The 19,102-nt window shown below is 27.7% G+C and carries 18 protein-coding genes; all 18 read right to left on the reverse strand.

Annotated elements, in window-relative coordinates:
* Window positions 1–4: 4 nt before the first annotated feature.
* A complete protein-coding gene (locus tag EIH23_RS05185) occupies window positions 5–478 on the reverse strand; it encodes a PTS sugar transporter subunit IIB (protein WP_122639166.1) in 474 nt (157 codons plus the stop codon).
* A gap of 33 nt (window positions 479–511) precedes the next feature.
* The gene (locus EIH23_RS05190; RefSeq protein WP_122639167.1) at window positions 512–931 is read right to left on the reverse strand and encodes a PTS sugar transporter subunit IIA; all 420 of its coding nucleotides are present in this window, start codon (window positions 929–931) and stop codon (window positions 512–514) included.
* Between the two features lie 88 nt (window positions 932–1,019).
* Window positions 1,020–3,797, reverse strand: a complete 2,778-nt coding sequence (locus EIH23_RS05195; RefSeq protein WP_122639168.1) for a sigma 54-interacting transcriptional regulator — start codon at window positions 3,795–3,797, stop codon at window positions 1,020–1,022.
* 298 nt (window positions 3,798–4,095) lie between these two features.
* Entirely contained in the window at window positions 4,096–4,533 is a 438-nt protein-coding gene (locus EIH23_RS05200; protein ID WP_122639169.1) for a SoxR reducing system RseC family protein, read from the reverse strand.
* A 10-nt stretch (window positions 4,534–4,543) separates the two neighbouring features.
* Entirely contained in the window at window positions 4,544–4,834 is a 291-nt protein-coding gene (locus tag EIH23_RS05205) for a metal-sensitive transcriptional regulator (protein WP_122639170.1), read from the reverse strand.
* Window positions 4,835–4,965: 131 nt separating this feature from the next.
* Window positions 4,966–5,298, reverse strand: a complete 333-nt coding sequence (locus EIH23_RS05210) for a DUF2325 domain-containing protein (RefSeq protein WP_122639171.1) — start codon at window positions 5,296–5,298, stop codon at window positions 4,966–4,968.
* Window positions 5,299–5,395: 97 nt separating this feature from the next.
* Window positions 5,396–7,108: a bifunctional diguanylate cyclase/phosphohydrolase gene (locus EIH23_RS05215; protein ID WP_122639172.1), complete on the reverse strand. Its 1,713-nt coding sequence runs from the start codon at window positions 7,106–7,108 to the stop codon at window positions 5,396–5,398.
* 79 nt (window positions 7,109–7,187) lie between these two features.
* Window positions 7,188–7,307 (reverse strand): cyclic lactone autoinducer peptide, encoded by a 120-nt coding sequence (locus tag EIH23_RS05220; RefSeq protein WP_122639173.1) that lies wholly within the window; start codon window positions 7,305–7,307, stop codon window positions 7,188–7,190.
* A gap of 48 nt (window positions 7,308–7,355) precedes the next feature.
* Entirely contained in the window at window positions 7,356–8,009 is a 654-nt protein-coding gene (locus EIH23_RS05225; protein ID WP_122639174.1) for an accessory gene regulator ArgB-like protein, read from the reverse strand.
* Between the two features lie 12 nt (window positions 8,010–8,021).
* Window positions 8,022–8,486, reverse strand: a complete 465-nt coding sequence (locus EIH23_RS05230) for a hypothetical protein (RefSeq protein WP_122639175.1) — start codon at window positions 8,484–8,486, stop codon at window positions 8,022–8,024.
* A 190-nt stretch (window positions 8,487–8,676) separates the two neighbouring features.
* The gene (locus tag EIH23_RS05235) at window positions 8,677–10,227 is read right to left on the reverse strand and encodes a nitrite/sulfite reductase (RefSeq protein ID WP_122639176.1); all 1,551 of its coding nucleotides are present in this window, start codon (window positions 10,225–10,227) and stop codon (window positions 8,677–8,679) included.
* Window positions 10,228–10,353: 126 nt separating this feature from the next.
* Window positions 10,354–11,004 carry a class I SAM-dependent methyltransferase gene (locus EIH23_RS05240; RefSeq protein ID WP_122639177.1) on the reverse strand — a complete coding sequence of 217 codons (651 nt, stop codon included), beginning with the start codon at window positions 11,002–11,004 and terminating at the stop codon, window positions 10,354–10,356.
* A gap of 281 nt (window positions 11,005–11,285) precedes the next feature.
* On the reverse strand, window positions 11,286–11,786 hold the full coding sequence (locus EIH23_RS05245; protein ID WP_122639178.1) for a hypothetical protein: 501 nt from the start codon (window positions 11,784–11,786) through the stop codon (window positions 11,286–11,288).
* A 108-nt stretch (window positions 11,787–11,894) separates the two neighbouring features.
* Entirely contained in the window at window positions 11,895–12,608 is a 714-nt protein-coding gene (locus EIH23_RS05250) for a LytR/AlgR family response regulator transcription factor (RefSeq protein WP_122639179.1), read from the reverse strand.
* A gap of 156 nt (window positions 12,609–12,764) precedes the next feature.
* A complete protein-coding gene (gene wecB, locus EIH23_RS05255; protein WP_122639384.1) occupies window positions 12,765–13,856 on the reverse strand; it encodes a non-hydrolyzing UDP-N-acetylglucosamine 2-epimerase in 1,092 nt (363 codons plus the stop codon).
* A gap of 296 nt (window positions 13,857–14,152) precedes the next feature.
* On the reverse strand, window positions 14,153–15,937 hold the full coding sequence (aspS, locus tag EIH23_RS05260; protein ID WP_122639180.1) for an aspartate--tRNA ligase: 1,785 nt from the start codon (window positions 15,935–15,937) through the stop codon (window positions 14,153–14,155).
* A 348-nt stretch (window positions 15,938–16,285) separates the two neighbouring features.
* On the reverse strand, window positions 16,286–17,548 hold the full coding sequence (gene hisS, locus EIH23_RS05265) for a histidine--tRNA ligase (protein WP_122639181.1): 1,263 nt from the start codon (window positions 17,546–17,548) through the stop codon (window positions 16,286–16,288).
* Window positions 17,538–19,010 carry a coproporphyrinogen dehydrogenase HemZ gene (gene hemZ / locus EIH23_RS05270; protein WP_122639182.1) on the reverse strand — a complete coding sequence of 491 codons (1,473 nt, stop codon included), beginning with the start codon at window positions 19,008–19,010 and terminating at the stop codon, window positions 17,538–17,540. The genes hisS and hemZ overlap by 11 nt, the downstream gene beginning before the upstream one ends.
* Window positions 19,011–19,102 lie beyond the last annotated feature (92 nt).

Genomic DNA, 19,102 nt, shown 5'->3' on the forward strand with positions numbered 1-19,102 from the left:
GTAATTAATTTAATACATTTTCTGCTAATATCTTTTGGTCATTTGGTATTTGTCTTATTTCTACTGTAACTCCAGAATTTATTAATTCTTTTAAAGTCTCTTCTTCTTCCTGAGTAATATTTATTGCTTTAGATATATTTTTTGTTCCTTCCCTTGCTTTTATACCTCCAAGGTTAATAACATCAAACTTATCTGTTCCTTTAACTAATCTATTCGCATCTTCTATTGATTCTACGACTACAAATAGCTTATATTTATCAGTAACTCCACTGTTTATAGCATCTATAGAGTCTTGTATATTTTTCATAACAACTTTTACACCTTGAGGCTTAGCTAGCTTTATTGTTGTTTTGCGTAATTCATCGTGCATTAGTCCATCATTTGCAATTAGTATGCAGTCAACTCCTAAAAATTGAGTCCAAGAAAATGCTACTTGTCCATGTAGTAATCTATGATCAACTCTTAATAATTTAATCATCTTATTTCCCCCTATTATATTTTTATAATCAATTTAAAATCCATCATCATCTAAAGCTAATGATTTTATAACACTATTACAATACTTAATAGTTTGCTTTGAATTATCTAAAGCATTTTGGATATTTTCACCTATGTTACAATCATCTTGAATAAGTATTAATTCCATTACTAAAGGTAAATTAAGTCCACATACTAAGTGAAAATTTTCCCTTTCTATATAAGTCATAAATTCATTATTAATACTTCCTCCAAAAATATCTGTTACAACAATTAACTGATCTTCGTCTTTTAAGTCCTTAAATATATTTTCTACTTCCTTTTTTAAATCAAAATCTTCATCTTTATAAGCACATAGTGTAGATATATTTTTTTGCTCTCCCATTATTATTCTCATAGAGCTCTGAATCCCATATGCTAAATCTCCATGAGAAGCAAGTAATATTTTTACCATTGTGATTTACCCCCTTTCCTTTTTATCATCTCAACTTAATATAAAGCAAAAAGCATGCCAAATTAGTGGCATGCTTTTTTATTTTTTTCTAAAATTCTTTCAAAGCCTCTGTTGGAGCCGTTATAATATCATACACATAACCAATCTCTTCAACATTGATTTTGACATTATACGTTTCTTCTATCCCACTAAAAGCTTTTTTAATATTATTTATCATGTTTTCTTGACACTGTACAAATGTATCTAAGTTATTATAATTTTCTATAGGAACCTTACGTATTAATCTTTCTATAAGACAGCTTATATGTATGTATAATGTAACTTTTTTATCATTAGGTATTCGCCTTCCAATAAGTAATTCTAATTCATTCAAGCACATTTCAACATTTTCTAAAATTTTATTACTATCTAATATAGTTACTGAACTAACTATACTTTCTAGAGATAAATTACGTACTAAGTTATTATTTATGGCGATAATAGTATCTTCATCAGCTACTGAGTTAAATATTTTGTGCATTTTTTCTTCTCCACGCCCCGAAATCAGATCATCTAATGATATATAATTTACATCACCAACTTCTGGGTCTAATGTACTTATTATTGCTATGACATCATATAGTTGGAACAATGCATCTTTAGTACCATCTCTTTTTAATCTGCCATAATCATTAGCTATAATATTTATACCTAATTCTTTTGGAATACTCTTTTCTAATAACTTTTGTATTTGTTTAGCTGTTCCTATACCTGTAATACATGAAGTTATTATAGCTTTTTCTTTTGCCTTTTCTGGATAAATTATTTTATATTCTGTTTCATTGTGATTTTTAACTTTTTCAATTACCTCTTCTATGTATAAGTCTTTATTTAGTAATCCTCCTATAAATAAGGCCATTTGAGTAGATACATTATTAACTATCGCTATTGGATAATTAATATGATCTTTTATTTGATTATAAATATCCTTTAATGAACCCATATCAACTAAAATTATAAGTCCTTTAGATATATCATTTCTGTGTATATATTCAATAAGTCTCTCACCAATTTCTTTTACTGAAATATCTATAGGCATATCAAATGGTTCATATATATTACTTTCTAGTATTCTATTGACAACACTACTAATACTGCTTGCAGTTGAATATCCATGAGCTAGTATTACTGACTTTATAGTTTTTTTATCTTGGAAAATTTTTAAACTTTTCAAATAAAATGAAAGAAAAATCTCATCTTCTTTGAATAAGTTAACATCCATTTTACTATCTATTAAGCTAGATAACTTAGATACTAACTTAAATTCTTCTTCATTATTTTCCAAAATATAGTGGTAAAGATTATCTCTTAATTTATCTTCATGCTTACTAAACCTGATATTTTCACATCCTTTTAAATACAGGAAGTATGCTATAGTGTAAATACAGTTACCATTTAGTCTGATATTATAGCTATTTTCTATGTATTTAAGAACATCTTGTAATGACGAAATAATGAATTGCAGCATTACATTTTTATTATCTTTTGATTTATCAAATATAAGTCTATCTATAAAAGAGTTAATTTCTAAAAATATATTTTTTTCAAATCTTTCTCTATCCCTATCATCTTGATAAGTTTTATATAAATAAAAAATTTTTTTATAAACACTTTTAATATCCTTCGTTGAATTAATATCATCAAATAATAATTCATTATAATTTGATGTTGGTGTTATTAAAATATCACTTCTCTTTTGTATTTTAGATTCTTTTATGCTTGATGCCTCTTTTAAAAAACTTTCCGGTAAATCCTTTAATTTTATTATTATCTTATCTGAGTCAATATTTTTAGAATAAGACAACGCACATATATACTTAATTGTATTTTTTAATTCTCCTACATTACCTTTATATGTATGAGATGCCAATGCTTCTAATGCTCTTTGAGATATGAGAATATTCTTACTTAATGTTTTTGATTCATTAATTAAAAAAGTATATACAAACTGCAACTTTTCTAATATATCTCGATCATTTAACCCTGGTATGTTTATAGTTATAGGCACCCTTCGTAAAAACGTTTCTAAGAAGTTTTCAGAAAGTGACTCTGTTGTTGCAAAAATTAATCGAACATCAGATTTGTGCCATCCATCCGACTCCCCCATACGTCTTACTAAACCTTTGTCCATAAAAGTAAATAACTTTTCTTGACCTTCACTATTTAATCTGTGTACTTCATCTAAAAATAATATTCCTCCATTTGCAGCTTCAATCATCCCTGGTTGGTTTTTGTCTGCACCTGTAAATGCACCTTTTACATAACCAAATAGATTGCTTGACAGTAATTCTGGGTTATTATAATACTGAGCACAGTTAAATATTATAAATGGTGCATCCTTTTTTATTACACCCTGCTCGATACTATATTTATAAATAAGGTCTGCTGTAAAACTCTTTCCTACACCAGTTGGTCCGCTTAACATAATTGGTAGGCCATTTTTAGTTGGATAAAGCACAGATGTTTTTATTTTATCTATGGATTCAATTAAACTACCATTATATCCAATTAATTCCTTGAAAGTATCATCAGTTTTCTCTTTATCTGTATGCTCATCAAATAATTCTTCTATGCTGGAAAAGTTATTCCTCGATACTCTAAAGAATTTTTTCTCGAATACACTTTTATGAAAGAAATAAACAGGTCTTGTATTTATCTTTATAACTTTATCTTCATCAATCATTTGATTTATATAATGACTTATAGTATTTCTTTTTACACCAAATATTTCTGATATGTATTGAGCTGTATATACTTCATTTTGTTGATCTTGAATATAGCTTTCAGTTTTTTCACCTAAGTATTTTAATATATTATCCTTTAGCATAATTGTCCCCCCTAGTAACAAGTCTATATTAAAATTCTTTACCCTTAACTTACTTTTGTTACCAAATTTCATATATAATCTTATCATACTTTTTATATCATGAATATCAGTTAAATAGTTTAACTGATAATTTTTAAGTTGAAACTAATATTTATTTTAAGCCTATAAAAGTACATTCAGTTATAATAAAAGGATTGATATTTGATTAAAATTTCCAAACACCAATCCTTTTGTTATATAAGTATATTATTTCTAAGATTTATTTTTAATAAAATTTAATTATACCAATACATTAGCTTTAATCTAATATCCTTACTATTGTCGGTATGAATTTTTTGCTTTCTCTGAATTTATTGTCATTTCTTTTTAAGATTACATAAGAAATTAACATTAAAGCTATTCCTATTATTCCACTTACTACCTCTAATGTCATTCCTTGCAGTGCGTTTAATTTTTCTAATATGAAGTAACTCCCCATTGTTCCTATCATTAGAAAAATTAGTGGCACTATATATGCTAGTGCTGTTGCTTTTAGTACATTTACATTTTCCATGTTTACTTCTACATGGTCTCCTTTTTTTGCACCTATTGTATTATCTACTTCTACTAGTATTTCTTTTGATTCTGAAGATAAAGTCTGACATTTTCCACATGCTGCACATGCTGAATGTCTTTGCATTTTCATCTTTGCAGTTTTTTTGTCTACAATCTCAATTACATACCCCTGTTGGTTCATAATCTTCCCCCTATTTTGTAAACTTGCTTATTGTGTCCATAAGCTCTTGTATTGTTTCCTCTGTTAATTCTGTATCGTCATTCTTTAAACTGTTTGTTACACAGCCTTTTATGTGATTTTCTAATATTATTGATCCTACTTTATTTATGGCAGATCTTATTGCTGATACTTGTACTAATATATCTACACAGTATCTTTCATCTTCTACCATTTTTTGAATTCCCTTTACTTGTCCTTCTATTCTTTTTAACCTTTTTATAAGGGCTTCTTTGTCATTACCTTGAGCTAATTTCTTTTCCATTTTGCCCACTCCTTATTAAGTGATATATTTTATTATATCATATTATATAATTGTTATTTATTTTTATAAAAAAATAAATAGGAAGTAATCCTCAATTAGATTTACTTCCTATTTGTTTTAATAGTCATATTTTAATTTCCTCTTTTCGAGCTTTTTATTTTACAATTCTTACAATTACCTGTACATTCATCAACTAAATTTAAACATTCTGTAAATGCTACTTTACTATTATTTCTATGCCTTATTATAGGTATGTTTTTCTTTCTAGCTTGTTCTTCTACTGATATTACCATTTTATGGGATACTGCTGATGTAAATATAACTATTGCGTCAGGCTCTCCTACACATTTCTTTACCTTTGGTGACATATTTAAAAATACCTTAGCTTTATACCCCTTTTGCTTAGCCAGTGATATGTAATCTTTCTTCATTTTTTCATTTCCACCTACAACAACTAAATTCACTTTAATTCCCCCTTCGTATCTCATCTAATTAATAATAATTCTCATTATTAATTATAGTATAAAAAAAACCTTAAAGCAATATTTTACTCCAAGGTTTTTATGTACTATTTTTATTTTTTTCTAACATTTCCATAAATGAATTTACTAACTTTGGGTCATAAGCTTTTCCTGAATTGGATTTTATTTTTTCCTTAGCCTCTTCTATTACTTTTTTATTTATATATTGATGCTTTGATATAATAGAATCAAAACCATCAACAACAGCAATTATACGTGCTAAGTAAGGTATTTCTTCTCCCTTTAATCCATCTGGATATCCTTTACCATCATATCTTTCATGATGATATTTTACCATGTATGTATATGGTTCTAAGCACTCCACATCATTTATAAGTTGTTCTCCATTTATACAATGCTCTTTAAATAATTCTAATTCTTCTACATTTAAGTTATCTCTTTTATTTAATATGTCTTTTGATATATTAAACTTACCTATATCATGTAAGTATGCTCCTATTTGTAAGTTAAGTTGTTCTTTAGTGCTTAGCTTTAAATATATTCCAAATTCTCTACATCTTCTAACAACTCTTTCTACATGACCATAAGTATATTTATCTTTTTGATTAATCATTCGTATAAATTTATTTATATTGTCTAATATTTCTTTATCTATATTAGAATTGTATAAATCCTCTAATACAATATGATAATATTCAACTCTATTTCTATTAAACGCTTTTGCTCTATATAAAGCGTGGTCAGCTGTATTTATAAGATCATATTTACTATTTGCTATAGTTGGATATGTTGATACACCTATAGACATAGTTAAGTTTTTATTTGGTTGTTCATCTTGACCATTAAAATATTTTATTTCAATAGTTTGTCTTATTCTTTCAGCTACTTTCATAGCTTGTTTTTGATCTGTATTTGGAAGAATTACTGCAAATTCTTCTCCTCCATATCTAGCTACAATATCCCCATGTCTTGTACACTTTTTTAATAAATCCCCAATTTGCATAAGTAGTGAATCTCCAGCCTGATGCCCATGTGTATCATTATAATGTTTAAAATAATCTATATCCATAAATAATAAAGATACTTCAGTCTTCATTTCATCACTTTTTTCAATTGCTAAACTTAACGAATCTTGGAAATACCTATGATTATACATTCCAGTTAGTTCATCCATATTTGCAACAATTTTTAGCTCTTTAAAATACTGTCTTTCAATATCTACATACATTCCAAGAACTATTGCAATTATAAATAAAACTGCAGCTAAAACTAGATCCCTTTCAAAATAGAACTCTATCGAGGTTTCTGATAATATATTTATAAATATATCTATTGTAAATAAGATAATTGAATATACTAAAGATATTCCTATACTATATTTTTGACCAAATTGTATTGCTCCTATTATTACAGCTAAAATACTTAATATCTTATAGTCACTACTTCCTCCACCAGTATTTCCAACTACTAGTGCAAATATAACTATAAGTACTATACTTTCAATATAGTCTTTTATAGTAGGTTTATCATAAACTCTATCTTTAGTATAATTTGCAGACCAAGATAAATAATAATTTAGCATAATAGATATTATTCCGCCGCCTACAGTTACTAAAAGTATATTATTACTTACATCAAACTTCATTGCGGCTAACTTAGTTAAAAGTGCTATTAAAGATAGTGTTATATAAATTATTTTCAAAATTATAACTAATTTAAAAACATTCTCGTATCTTTTATTATCATATTCGTGCCGTTTATTTTGTTCTGATATTCTTTTGTCTTTTTCCATGTATTTTCACCTGAATATATTATATCATTTTACTTAATAAAAACCATAAGGAAATAAACACCTTATGGTTTTTATTTTATTATTCTTCTCTCAGAGATTTTGGCACTTCTGGTTCAAAGAATACAAACATACAATATGTTGATGCACTTGATGCTAAATTTGATATAAATCCAGCTATTGAATCAAATAATGAATTCATATATGTCCCCCCTTGTGTAATATTTTATATAAATATTAAAAATATTTATTACTTAATATTAATTAAATTAAAAAGTTTTTCAAGTAAGTTAATAGTAAAATCTCCTATTTTTGACATCGCAAATATTTGAAGCATAATTCCCATTGTCATAGATATTATAATTAATTTAACTATGTATACCTGATTTATTTTATATATTAGTAACATACATATAATAGATGATACATATATGCACATTAACTTAAATGCCTTTTTTCTTAACTTATTTCTAGTACTTTCTTTTTTTAATGGTTTATTCTTTGACCCAACTGGGCATTTTAAATAAATAAAATATATTGAAAATACCAGTGATACTAATTCAAGTATTATTAAATTTATATCACTAATATTAATAGCCATATATTTAGATATAAATGATATTAATAAAGATAATATAAGTCCAGATAATATACATCTATTAGGAGTACTTGAATGAGTTCCTCCACAGTATCGCTTTAATAATGATGCTGTAATAGATATTGACATTATCTCTATTAATACGTTAAATATAATTCCGAATATAAATGTTATTAAAATTGCACTAAATGTATGTATTATAAAAAATAAACCATAATTTAAAACTTCTACCTCTTCATCACTCTTATTTAGCTTATTTCCCAACCCTTTTGCAAGTTTTAAGGAAACATTTTCAATTGCCCCCATTAAACTCTCCTTTTAAAAACTTTTCATCATTTTTTTCTTCATAGACTTTATCATTAATACTATTATTAATAATACTCCTATTGATGGTAAAGTTGATATTGCACCTTGAACAGTTTTGTAATCTGTAAGTATGCTAGCATCTATTTTTAATATGCCAGTAGCAATTAAATAATATATCCCTTCGCTTAGAGCTAAAGATATCCATATATCACAAGGTACTATAATTACTTCCACAAATTTTCTTTTAGTTATTTTAAACAATATTAATCCTAATATTATCATAGATAGTAACGTATGTACTCCAAAAGATATTGGTAATTTTCTTATAAGTGATACTACAACACCTAAAAAGCAACCAAGTTTTAATATTTTTTTTACATCTAATTTTAAATCTAATAATATAAAACTAGATAGCATTATTATTATACTTTCTGGAATACTTCTTATTACTACATATGCCAAAGATGACTCTAGCATTGCTTCACTTCCTTTATTTTTTCTATGATAATTATACCATCATTACCATAATATGTAACGAAAATATTATCATTTTATGTAATATTTTTTAATTTGTTCGTATAATATGAATTATACTTACTATTTATAAAAAAATAAACGATATAGTAAATTTATATACCATATCGTTTATTCTATTTAATTTATTATTTTATACTAAGTATTTTCCAACTATTAAGTCTACAACATCTGATTTATTATTTACAAACTCTTCATAACTAACACCAGAATTATCTATTTCTACTGCTAAATCATATAAGAATTTAGGAATATCATCTCTACAAATATCTCCACGAACTTTACCAAACTCAGCATTCTCTCTATCTAATCCACCGTCCATATGAAGTTCAAATGCCTCTGTTACAACATCATTCACTCTCTTTTTCTTTCCAGCAAATCCAAGTGCACCTATCTGATGAGTACCACAAGAGTTATTACATCCTGATATACGTAGTGAAGGTAGTATATCTTTATTGAATTCTTTTTCATTGAAGTAGTCTAATATTTCATTTAATAAGTTTTGACTTTCTGCTATACCTATTTGACAAGTAGGAACCCCTATACAAGCAGCACTTTGTTCTAACTTAGTTTCTCCTCCAAGGTTTTGAGTTAACTCTAATAAAGATTTTGCTTCTTCTCCATTTAAGTTTCTTATGTACATTCCCTCAGTCATTGATAATCTTATTTCTACATCTTCTACACCTTGTATATTATCTAATATAGTTTTAAATGTATCTAATTTTAAGATTCCTCCAATTGGGTGGAAGTACACAGTATATAATCCTTCTTGCTTTTGCTCTATTAATCTATTATGATTTAATTCTATTTTTACTCCAGACTTGTTATATGACTTCTGCTCAATAACTACATCTAAATTTTCATTTTCTTTAACATCAGCTAAATGTTTTTTGTAACACTCTAAAGCTGCTCCTTCACCCATTCTAGCTGTTATGTATCTAGTACGAGCTTTATTTTTATTTCCATAATCACCTTCAGCCATAAATAAATTAGTTATAGCTTCTACATGATATAATATATCCTTTGTCTCTATTAATTCATCAAACTCAATTGCTTTAGCAGCATTTTTTCCAAGTCCACCTGTTAAATATACTTTAAAGAATTCTTTATCATCTTTTTTAACTGCTATAAATCCTAAATCTGCAATTTTAGCATTTCCATTATCTCTATTACTGCTTGAAAAAGATACTTTTAACTTTCTTGGAAGTTTATAAGTAGTTATTTTACTCATAAAATGATTATTTACAGCTTGTGCATATTGAGTAACATCAAAAGCTTCTTCTTTATCTACACCTGATAATGGTGATATTGAAACGTTTCTTGGGAAGTTTCCGCCTCCACCTCTTGTGTACATATCATTTTCTAAAGCTTCTTCCATTATGTCACATACACCATCTATACTTAAACCATGTAATTGTATTGCTTGACGAGTAGTAGTGTGTACACTTTCTAAATTATATTTTTTAGCTAATTCATAAACTAATTTTAATTGATCTATATTCATTATTCCTGATGGGATTCTAAGTCTTATCATGAACTCTTCTCCTCCACGATGAGCATAAACTCCCATCCCACCTGATGTTGCTTTAAATTCTAGTGCTGATATCTCTTTGTTCTCAAATTTGTGACCTAATTTTCTAAAACTAGGTATTTCTTTTAATAGCATGCTTTTTAAGGTTTCCATAATATTCTCCTTTGTATTATTCATCTATATTCATCTAAAAATTATATCATACATTCTTCCAATATTAGCTAAATTAAGCTAGAATAATACATCAAATATTCTTATGGATACTATTTATTTTTTTAATTATTTTTTTGCTATTACCATAAATATTGATTTAGGTTTATAAGATAGAACTCCTTTTTCATGCCATAATAATTTATATAAATTTTGGTCAATACTTACATCTGAAAATCCACTTTTTCTTAAAATTTCCTTATCCAATAACGGTCTACTTTCAATATTTTCTTCTGTTGACCAATTTGAATCAAAATAAACTAAAACTCCATCATCTTTTAAAACTCTTCTCCATTCTCTAAATGAAATTTCAGGACTTTGTAGTTTCCATACTATATTACTAGAAATTATAAGATCAAAGCTTTTATCTTTAAAATCAAGTGAGCTTTTATGCATTGTCTTAAAATTAATTTTAACTTTATTCTTGCTTAAATTATTATTATTAATTGAACTTATTATTTTTGAACTAGAATCAATAGCAGTTACATTATGACCTTCTTCCGCCATAATAGTTGCAAAAAATCCATTTCCAGTTTCAATATCTAATATTTTAATTTTATTCTTTTTATTAACATTTTTTAATATAAGATTCTTTAAAATCTCTCTTTTATAGTCTTCAAGCTCATCGTAATTAAACTCTAATTTTGATGTTGCTCCCTTATTCCATAACTTTTTTTCATTTTCAAATACGCTTCCCCTATAGTCGGTATAATCTCGCATAAATCCCCCTTTTTATATACTAAAAACCATGAATTTAGGCATATATACATATGCTTCATATTCATGGTTTTATGTTAAATGTTACTTTCAATAAGAGGGTACCATCACCTATTATTTTGTCAATTTACCTATTTCTAGAATTAAATTTACTTATATCAATACTTATATATATATATTTATATATCTACAATTTAATACCTTATATTTTATTATTTTTTGTATAAATTTTGCTAAAAATTTTTTTATATGATAAAAAAAAAGACAGCAAAAAGCTGTCTTTTTTAGTCTATTATTATATTTTCCCTTACAATTTCTATTATTAAAACTATATATACAATTAATATAGGATTACTTATAGAAAATATATATTCTATTAATTTATTTGAATTTAAGCTAAATAATATAAGCACTAAATATATAACAGATATAACTATCATAAGTTTATCTTTTATGCATCTTAAATTATTAGGAGTATTATTTCTTTTATAAATAGGCGCAAGCACATTTATTCCCACTATACTAATTATGGTATAAAACAATATTAATTCTTTATAAAATTCTATATCTATAACTTCTGTGGCTAAAATAGTTAACAAAAAAATAAATATAGATTTTACAAAGTGTATTTCTATACATTCTTCATTTTTTAAGCCAACTAAAATATTTAGTGGAAGATAGCAAGTTAAAAATACTATCGATTGATCTATCTTATTAATAAATATACCCATACTCACAATAGCAATTACACTTACAATAGTATCTTTATATCTTACACTTAACATACTAGCCTCCTAAAAATCTTTGTTTTAAAATAACATTTTATTTATTTACATTCAAGACTTTTAGCATAACTGGTCGTTAACTGTGCAAACTTAGACACATTTATACATTTAACATACAATTGCACCTAAGCAATTAGCTAAACTAACTTTAAATTCTTTTATAGCATATTTACTTATAGGAACTTCTTTATCTTGTATATATATAGTATTTTTATTTAATGAATCAACTTTCATCAAATTTACAATAAAACTAGTATGACATCTAAAAAAATTTTTTCCATTTAATATTTTCTCCATATTTTTCATAGACATTTTCACTCTATGCGATTTATCTTTTTCATGAATAATCAATTCTCGCTTACAGGTTTCTATATATAATATAGAATCTAAATCAACTTTAACTAAATTATTTTTAGTAGTTATAATTATATGATTATTTTTCCTTTTAATTATATTATCAACACATTCTTTTAAATGCTTTTCTATAGTTTCATAACTTATAGGCTTCATAATATATCTATAAGCCCTAACTTCATATCCTTCATGAACATAATCTACAGTTGATGTTACAAATAGTATCTCTACATTATCGTCAAATTCTCTTATTTTTTTAGATGCATCCATACCAGTAATATCATCCATTAAAATATCCAAAAATAATATATCTAATCCATCTGGATAGTTTTCTATTAGATCTTCACCTGACGAAAATTCATATATGCTAAATTCAATGTTTCTACTATTCAAATATCTTTTTATCATCTCTACAGTGAAATTTCTTTGCAATGAAATATCGTCACAAACACCTATCTTTACCATCATAAATTCCCTCTTTTTTATGTTTATCCAATTTATTTTATATAGTCATATTATAATTTACATTACTTAGTGTCAAATATTCAATGTTTTTTTATGTTTATAACAAAAAAAAATAAAGTACACCTAAAAATATTATATATTTTAAGGTATACCCTATCTTTAATTTAAAAATCTATTAATTATAACATCAACTATATACTTACTAGCAAATCCATCTCCATATGGGTTACTAGCTTTTGACATCTTTTCATATTCATTTTTATCACTAAGTAACATATTTGCTAAATAATATATATCTTCTTCCTTGGTTCCTGTTAATCTAAGAGTTCCTACGTTAACACCTTCTGGTCTTTCTGTAGTATCTCTAAGTACTAAAACTGGTTTTCCTAATGAAGGTGCTTCCTCTTGAATTCCACCACTATCAGTCATAATCATATATGATTTATTTAAAAAATTATGAAAATCTACTACGTCTAGTGGTTTTATCAAATGCACCTTTTTATTATCACCTAAAATTTCTTTTGCAATATCTTGAACATAAGGATTTAGATGAATAGGATAAATAACTTGAACATCATCAATTTTTTTAGTTATTTTATTTATCGCTCTAAAAATATGTTTCATCGGTTCACCTAAATTCTCTCTTCTATGAGCTGTAAGTAAAATTATCCTATCATTTTTCATACTGTCTAGTAATGGATGAGTATAATTTTTATCAATTGTTGTTTTTAAAGCGTCTATAGCAGTATTTCCAGTGACAAATATATTTTTTAAATCTTTATTTTCTCTTAATAAATTATCTCTTGCTGTATTAGTTGGTGCAAAGTGCATATCTGCTATTACAGACGTAACTTGTCTATTTATTTCTTCTGGGTATGGTGAATACTTATCATAAGTTCTAAGGCCCGCTTCAACATGTCCTAAAGAAACTTTATTATAAAAAGCAGCAAGACTTCCAACCAAAGTAGTTGTAGTATCACCATGTACTAAAACTATATTGGGCTTAACTATATTAATTATTTTATATAATCCTTCCAAAGCTCTTATACTAATCTCTACCAAGCTTTGCTTATTTCTCATTATATCCAAATCATAATCTGGTTTTATATTAAAAGTTGTCAAAACTTGATCTAGCATCTCTCTATGCTGAGCAGTCACACAAACTATACTCTCTATCTCGCTTCTACTTTCCAACTCCTTAACAATAGGAGCCATCTTAATAGCCTCAGGTCGAGTTCCAAAAACAGTCATAACCCTAATCAAAAAATCCTCTCCTAAGAAGAATTATTATATGAATTTCCTCCTATTTAATATATATGCAAAACAATAATAAACTCTATTAATTTACATTAATTTATATTTTTTATTTTTCTTCCCAATAAAAAAAGAGCCCTAAAAGCGGCACTTTTGAGTTCAGACAATTATGTGCGTAATGTATAATTTTATTATCCATTTGCAACGTCTTTTTGTTGCATGGATATAAAATTATACATTAGCTACTCACCTGCCGGCAAACTTCAAAGCTACGCTTTTGGTAGGCTCTTTTTTTACTCTTCTATGTTAACTTCTATGTTAAGTTCATGTAATTGCTCTTTTTCTGCTGGAGATGGAGCATTAGTCATAGGACAAACAGCACTTTGATTCTTAGGGAATGCTATAACATCTTTTATGTTAGTAGTTCCAGTAAGTATCATTGTAAGTCTATCAAGACCAAATGCTATACCTGCATGAGGAGGAGTTCCATACTTGAATGCATCTAATAAGAATCCAAACTTCTCCCCAGATTCTTCTTCATCCATTCCAAGTGCAGCAAACATCTTTCTTTGAACATCTGGGTTGAATATTCTTACACTTCCTCCACCTACTTCGTAACCATTGATTACTATATCGTAAGCTTTAGCTCTTAAAGATGCTTTATCATCAGAGTCTAATTTATCTAAATCTTCGCCCATTGGTGATGTAAATGGGTGATGCATTGCTATGAATCTTCCAGTTTCTTCATCTTGTTCGAATAATGGGAATTCAGTTACCCATAACATTTTGTATTCATCATTATTTAATAAATCTAATCTTCTAGCTACTTCTAGTCTAACTTGACCTAGAGCATCGAATACTACGCTATTTTTATCAGCAACGAATAATAATAAGTCGCCTTCTTTAGCATTCATTCTATCAAGTATTGAAGTTAATTCTTCTTCTGAGAAGAATTTAGCTATTGGAGAAGTAACTTCTCTGTTAGCTCCAACTTTCATCCAAGCAAGTCCTTTTGCTTTGTAAGTCTTAGCATGGTCTTCTAATTTACCTATTTGCTTCTTAGAGAACTCTTCTGCCTTACCTTCAACATTTATACCTCTAACACTGAATCCTGGCTTTGTAGCGTTAGCAAATACCCCAAATCCACAGTTTTCAACTAAGTCAGATATATTAGTTAATTCATATCCAAATCTAGTATCTGGCTTGTCAGATCCGTATCTTTCCATAGCTTCTGCATAAGTCATTACTGGAAGTGGTAACTGTACATCTACATTTACTATTTCTTTGAATAATACTTGTACCATTTTTTCCATTATAGCCATAACATCTTCTTGCTCAACAAAACTCATTTCACAGTCTATTTGAGTGAATTCAGGTTGTCTATCAGCTCTTAAGTCTTCATCTCTGAAACACTTAACTATTTGGAAGTATCTATCCATACCACTTACCATTAATAATTGTTTGAATAATTGTGGTGATTGTGGTAATGCGTAGAATTTACCTGGGTTAACTCTACTTGGTACTAAGTAGTCTCTAGCTCCTTCTGGAGTTGGCTTTATTAAGAAAGGAGTTTCTATTTCAAAGAAGTTATTTGAACTTAAGTAATTTCTAACTATGTTAGCTATTTTACTTCTAGTCATTAACTTTTGTTGCATAGATGGCTTTCTTAAGTCTAAGTATCTATATTTTAATCTTAATTCTTCAGAAACATTGTCGTCATCTTTTATGTAGATTGGAGGAGTTTCTGATTTGTTAAGTACTTTTAAGCTTGTTGCAACTATTTCTATATCTCCAGTTGGTAAGTTAGGGTTCTTTGAAGATCTTTCACTTACTTTTCCTGTTACTGCTATTACATATTCTGATCCTAGTTTTTCTGCTTTTGAAAATGCCTCAGCGTTAACATCTGTATCGAATATTATTTGGCATAATCCACTTCTGTCTCTTAGGTCTACGAATACTAGTCCACCTAAGTTTCTTTTCTTTTGTACCCATCCCATAAGTACAACTTCTTCACCTATGTTTGTGGCTCTTAAATCTCCACAATAGTGAGTTCTCTTTAATCCGTTTAAAGTCTCCATGAGGCCTCCTTTAATTCTTGATATAAATGGTTTTTTAATCTTATTCAGCCGAAGGCTTGGGGGCGTGAGTCGTAACTTGACCCATGCAAGGGAAAAGCGCCTTGCGAATGGGTACTACGTTTACGACTTCACACCCCCTTCGCCAGGTACTGAACTAGATTACAAAACCCTAAGTTATATTTTCGTATTTTGCGTCGGTAGTATTTTTGGGGTAGCTAGGGTTTAGCTAGTCTTTGTTGTACTACTTTCGTTTTTATACTTTTTTTGTTATGTTATGTTTTGTTTTTGTTGTTATGGTTGTTATTTGTTTACTTTATTTAGTATACGGTTTATTTTCAATTTATTCAATTATAATCTATTTTTTAATTCTTCTACTAATTCACTTAGTTTTACTGTTGTTTGTTCTGATGTTTGCATGTTTTTAAGTGTTGCACTATCGTTTGCTAGTTCATCGTCACCTATTACTATTGTGAATCTTGAGTTTATTTTGTCTGAGTATTTAAATTGTGCTTTTACACTTCTGTCTAAGTGGTCACTATCTGCACTTATGTGGTTGTATCTTAATTCTTTTAGTAACCTGAAACTTTTAGTTTTTGCTTCGTCTCCTATTGTTACTATGTATATGTCTGTAGATTGTGGGTTTTCTATTTCTATGTTGTTGTTTTCCATAGTAAGTAGTAGTCTTTCAACCCCTAATCCAAATCCTATTCCACTTGTTCCTTTTGGTCCACCTATTTGCTCTACTAGTCCGTCGTATCTTCCTCCACCGCAAACTGTACTTTGAGATCCGATATCGTTAGATATTATTTCAAATGCAGTTTTCTTGTAGTAATCAAGTCCTCTAACTATAGTTTTATCAAGTACAAAGTTTACATCCATTTCTGTTAAGTAAGTTTGTAATTTTCCAAAGTGATCTTTACAATCTTCACATAAATGATCAACCATGAAAGGTACATCTTGTAAGTTTTCTTTACAAGTTGGGTTCTTACAATCTATAACTCTCATTGGGTTTTTGTCTTTTCTTTCTAAACAAGTAGCACATAATACATCTGATTTTGCATCTAAGTATGATTTTAATAATTCATTGTATTTTGCTCTACATGTTGGACATCCAACAGAATTTATACTTACTGCTAAGTCCTTAAGTCCAACTTCATTGAAGAACTGTATAGCAAGTGCTATTACTTCTGCATCTAAAGATGGATTGTCACTTCCTATTGCTTCAACTCCGAATTGGTGGAATTGTCTTTGTCTACCAGCTTGTGGTCTTTCATATCTAAAACATGGTGTTATATAGAATAACTTTGTTGGTTGAGCATCTGAGTATAATTTATTTTCTATAAATGCTCTTATAACACCTGCTGTTCCTTCTGGCTTTAAAGTTATGTCTCTTTCACCTTTATCTGTAAATGAGTACATCTCTTTTTGAACTATGTCAGTAGTGTCTCCAACACTTCTTTTGAATAATTCTGTATGCTCGAATATAGGAGTTCTCATTTCTTCATATCCGTATAATCCACATATTTCTCTAAATTTATTTTCTACATAATTCCACTTGTATGATTCTTTTGGAGTTATGTCCTTAGTCCCTCTAGGTGCTTTAGTTAGCATTCTTGTAGACCTCCTCTTTCTTTCTATGTATCATTTCTTCTACTCTATCTATGTATTGTTCAACGTTTTTCACGTTTTCTACTCTTTCAATTCTATCTTCATCAACATATACAAACTTTGAAATAGAACCAGCGCCTAATGCATAGTTACTTTGTTTTTCTTCCATTATTTGCATATTGTATATGCATTCATATCCTTCTTTAGCATATCCTATGTTTTCTAAGTTACCAAGCATTTGCTTTTGACGGTACATATAGTATGGATTAAGATTCATTTCTTTTGCATATTCCATTGATAAATCAATCATCTTAACCATTTCTTCATATTGAGTAAGTACATACTCGTCCATTTTTTCTTTTAACTTAGAGGCTCTTTTTATTGCTAAAGTATGAACAGTTAAACTTTCTGGAGATAGTTTTTTGATTTCTTCTAAAGTATTTCTTACCATCTCAACATTTTCGCCTTCAAGACCTAGGATTAAATCCATATTTATGTTATCAAATCCTATTTTTCTAGCTAAATTAAATGCTTCTTTTATTTCTTCAACACTATGACCACGACCTATTTTATCTAAAGTTTCTTGATTCATAGTTTGAGGGTTTATACTGATTCTAGTAACATTGTTTTTCTTTAAGCATTCTAAAATTTCTCTATTTATAGTATCCGGTCTACCAGCTTCTACTGTAAATTCTTTTATTTTACTTAAATCTAATTCTTTATATAAAGCCTTAATTAAGATATCCATTTCCTCGGCATCTAGAGTTGTAGGAGTACCTCCACCTATATATAAAGTTTCTATTTCCTTATTTGTTTCTTCTAAAAGTTTAGCAAGTCCCTTTATCTCTATTATTAACTTTTCAAGGTAATTTTTCTTTAAATGTCCAAATTGCTTTAAAGGATTTGCAGGGAATGAACAGTAGTAACATCTTGTTGGACAAAATGGAATACTTACGTATAAAGAAATCTTATTTTTATCTATAGGGTAAATAAACTTTCTTTCTCTTTTAGCAATACTTAAGGCTAAATCTATTTTTTCATCACTAATTAAATAATTAGTTTTTAAATTTTCTCTTATTTCTTCATCACTTAAGTTTTTATCAAGAAGAGTGTGAACTATCTTAACAGGTCTTATACCTGTAAGTATTCCCCAAGGAACATAAGACTTAAACTTCTTCATTAAAACATTATACATGCTTCTTTTTATAGTTTCTTTAGTCACTTTTTTAACTTCTTGTTCTGATAAACCTTCTATACTTCTATGGTCTAAAGAGTCATAAATAACTTGATAATTTTCAAGATATACAGTTTTAGAAAATACTTTATCATTATAATAAACAACACTATTTTCTAAAGTCATACCTACTTGCTTATTATCAACAAAATTAAACTGAGTAGTAAATAACTTTATTAATTCAGCAACTTCATATTTAAAATCATGACCTTTTAAAATCACATTTAACATAAATACCGTCTCCTTATCTACGCCTCTTCCCCAAAACTATTCATCCTTATATCTAGGTGAGGGGCAGGGGAAATGTAAGTTTTGCACCCATT

Source organism: Romboutsia sp. Marseille-P6047 (genome assembly GCF_900604535.1).
GTDB lineage: Bacteria > Bacillota > Clostridia > Peptostreptococcales > Peptostreptococcaceae > Romboutsia_E.

Coding starts and splice junctions, on each gene's coding strand:
- EIH23_RS05190 (WP_122639167.1), bottom strand. CDS start 931: ATGGTAAAAATATTACTTGCTTCTCATGGAGATTTAGCATATGGGATT.
- EIH23_RS05185 (WP_122639166.1), bottom strand. CDS start 478: ATGATTAAATTATTAAGAGTTGATCATAGATTACTACATGGACAAGTA.
- EIH23_RS05240 (WP_122639177.1), bottom strand. CDS start 11,004: ATGCGAGATTATACCGACTATAGGGGAAGCGTATTTGAAAATGAAAAA.
- EIH23_RS05245 (WP_122639178.1), bottom strand. CDS start 11,786: ATGTTAAGTGTAAGATATAAAGATACTATTGTAAGTGTAATTGCTATT.
- EIH23_RS05230 (WP_122639175.1), bottom strand. CDS start 8,486: ATGCTAGAGTCATCTTTGGCATATGTAGTAATAAGAAGTATTCCAGAA.
- EIH23_RS05225 (WP_122639174.1), bottom strand. CDS start 8,009: ATGGGGGCAATTGAAAATGTTTCCTTAAAACTTGCAAAAGGGTTGGGA.
- EIH23_RS05195 (WP_122639168.1), bottom strand. CDS start 3,797: ATGCTAAAGGATAATATATTAAAATACTTAGGTGAAAAAACTGAAAGC.
- EIH23_RS05205 (WP_122639170.1), bottom strand. CDS start 4,834: ATGGAAAAGAAATTAGCTCAAGGTAATGACAAAGAAGCCCTTATAAAA.
- EIH23_RS05220 (WP_122639173.1), bottom strand. CDS start 7,307: ATGAATTCATTATTTGATTCAATAGCTGGATTTATATCAAATTTAGCA.
- EIH23_RS05200 (WP_122639169.1), bottom strand. CDS start 4,533: ATGAACCAACAGGGGTATGTAATTGAGATTGTAGACAAAAAAACTGCA.
- aspS (WP_122639180.1), bottom strand. CDS start 15,937: ATGGAGACTTTAAACGGATTAAAGAGAACTCACTATTGTGGAGATTTA.
- hisS (WP_122639181.1), bottom strand. CDS start 17,548: ATGCTAACTAAAGCACCTAGAGGGACTAAGGACATAACTCCAAAAGAA.
- EIH23_RS05250 (WP_122639179.1), bottom strand. CDS start 12,608: ATGATGGTAAAGATAGGTGTTTGTGACGATATTTCATTGCAAAGAAAT.
- EIH23_RS05215 (WP_122639172.1), bottom strand. CDS start 7,108: ATGGAAAAAGACAAAAGAATATCAGAACAAAATAAACGGCACGAATAT.
- hemZ (WP_122639182.1), bottom strand. CDS start 19,010: ATGTTAAATGTGATTTTAAAAGGTCATGATTTTAAATATGAAGTTGCT.
- EIH23_RS05235 (WP_122639176.1), bottom strand. CDS start 10,227: ATGGAAACCTTAAAAAGCATGCTATTAAAAGAAATACCTAGTTTTAGA.
- wecB (WP_122639384.1), bottom strand. CDS start 13,856: ATGACTGTTTTTGGAACTCGACCTGAGGCTATTAAGATGGCTCCTATT.